Source organism: Ruegeria sp. HU-ET01832 (assembly GCF_040371315.1).
Lineage (GTDB): Bacteria > Pseudomonadota > Alphaproteobacteria > Rhodobacterales > Rhodobacteraceae > Ruegeria > Ruegeria lacuscaerulensis_A.
In genome coordinates, this window is the sequence record NZ_BAABWL010000018.1 from 1 (window position 1) to 1915 (window position 1915).

The following is a 1915-nucleotide window of genomic DNA, read 5'->3' on the forward strand; positions in this document are numbered from 1 at the left end:
GCAGTAAACGAACCGCGCAGAGGCCACTTGGCGGTGATTGAACCGTGTTTTCGGCCGTCCCTGCGTCGAGGTCACCCAGCACCCGTTCTCATCCTCTGTGGTTTGCGATAGGACGGAGTTGGCCCTCGAAAGGGCCTCCTCGTAGTGAGTGTCCATGATGTCCTGAAGCCAGATCTCGCAGTCGTCTCTTAAGAAAAAGTGCTGACTGTCCATCATATGATCTCCACTTCGGCGAACCGGGTATCACCAGCAATGTGATCGTTGATGCTCACCGGCTCAAAGTCAGGGCCATGGATTTTGCCCCGGTCGATCCAGTAACCAGACTTGACCCAGATCGCGCGTTGATAGTCTTTGCCACCCCACTTCGCCTTGGTCTTCCGCCAATCCAACTCGTCCATCAGGTGCTTGGTTTGGTTGATGTTTCCTTTGAGGTTCGTCTGGACGAACTCAACCACTCCCGCTTCAGGCAGGGCGACGAGCCCACTAGCATTCAGTTCTTCCTCCAACCGATCAACGATGGTGTCTCGGCTGGTCTGGTGCAGGCGTTCCATGGTCGGTGTCTGATGGTCGGCGATGTTCAAGCTCTTGGCGCTGAACCCTTCCGGCAGTTGTCTCTGCATCAAGGCGTTATAGACACGGGACACGTTCGCCGGATCATCCAGGAACTGATGAACCTGACCGACGAGGTTCGAAAACTCGTTGGCGCGAGAACCCCCTGATCGACCGTCATGGTTCACATCCATTACGAGATAACGCCGCTCACCCTCACCGATCCATGATGGCCAGATGTTCGATGTGAACAGGAAGCAGCACGACTGCTTTGCGCGTTCAGCTTCAATCCCTTTCCGCTCTATCAGAACGTAAGGGTCAGTGATGAAGGTTTTGATTGCGTTTTCCTGCGGCGACCCCGGCTTGATCTGGGTTTCCTCACACACCACAAGCTTGCTTGTCAGAACCGTGGCGTTGAACTGCTGCGTAAGCTTGCTGACGTTATTTGGAACTACGGTGTTCTGAGTGCCGAAGAGTTCGGTCAGAATGCGTGCCGTTGTACTTTTCCCAGTACCTCTTCCCCGCGAATACAGGAACGGAGCCCAAGAAGGCTTTTCCCCCTCGTTCTGAAGGCTCCATGCCAGCCAGTTCAGGAACTGCTCACGGTCATGCTCAAGCTGAAAGAACTCATCGAAGAATTGCCCGATGATGCCAAGCTCAGCGAAATTGACCCTGAGTTGGCGATATTCCGGTTCGACCCACGTGTTGGCTGCAACTGCTCCACGCGACCGTATCAGTCGGTTAGAGTTACCGGCTTCACAGATTGCCGTTCCATTCCAGACCTGAAACGATCGGTCGGCGTCAGTATGCTGCGCTTCGATCAGCAGCTTAAATAAGCCTTTGACTAGATCTTTGCTCAGTGGAACTTCGGGATACTCGTCTCGAACCCGGTTCAGGATCATCCGCTCCACGTCATTGCGCGACAGTGGAACACTCAGATTCTCCACGTCGAAGAACTTGTTGTCTCTCCGAACGATCTGATCGCCGTAGGCCTTTGCTAGACGTTGAACTTGCTCGGTTACCTCCGCTCCAGAAACTGGATTATTATTGGTTTCCATTGATGGTTATCTCCCATCATTGATGCTCCCGGCTTAGCCACGCACCCCGTATCAGGAGACGGCTGATTAGACCGTTTATGTGGGGCACGCACCAGGTGCATAATCGCGTTCTTTCCTTCTATAGTGTGCCCTGGAAGAATTCATGGGGCGAAAAGTGGCATGAAACCCCTTATTTTTATGGCCAAAATGGACTTCTAAGGTGCATTTTTCCTGCTGATGCAAAAAACGACCGAATTTGGCCGTGAAATTCACCTGAAATAAACGTCGATATCGGTCGCCAAGTGGCCTCGGCGCGGTTTGTTTACTGT

2 protein-coding genes are annotated in these 1915 nt (G+C 53.1%); both read right to left on the minus strand.

Translation table 11 applies throughout. The annotated features are described in order from the left end of the window. Window positions 1-212: 212 nt before the first annotated feature. Window positions 213-1607, minus strand: coding sequence for a primase-helicase family protein (locus ABWV79_RS22265; RefSeq protein WP_353394999.1), 1395 nt, complete (start codon window positions 1605-1607; stop codon window positions 213-215). A gap of 75 nt (window positions 1608-1682) precedes the next feature. Then, the coding region (locus ABWV79_RS22270) for a hypothetical protein (RefSeq protein ID WP_353395001.1) at window positions 1683-1915 on the minus strand (233 nt) is incomplete at its 5' end.

What these genes read in the sequence shown, in the direction of transcription:
- ABWV79_RS22265 (WP_353394999.1), bottom strand. Translation starts at nt 1,607, where the DNA reads ATGGAAACCAATAATAATCCAGTTTCTGGAGCGGAGGTAACCGAGCAA.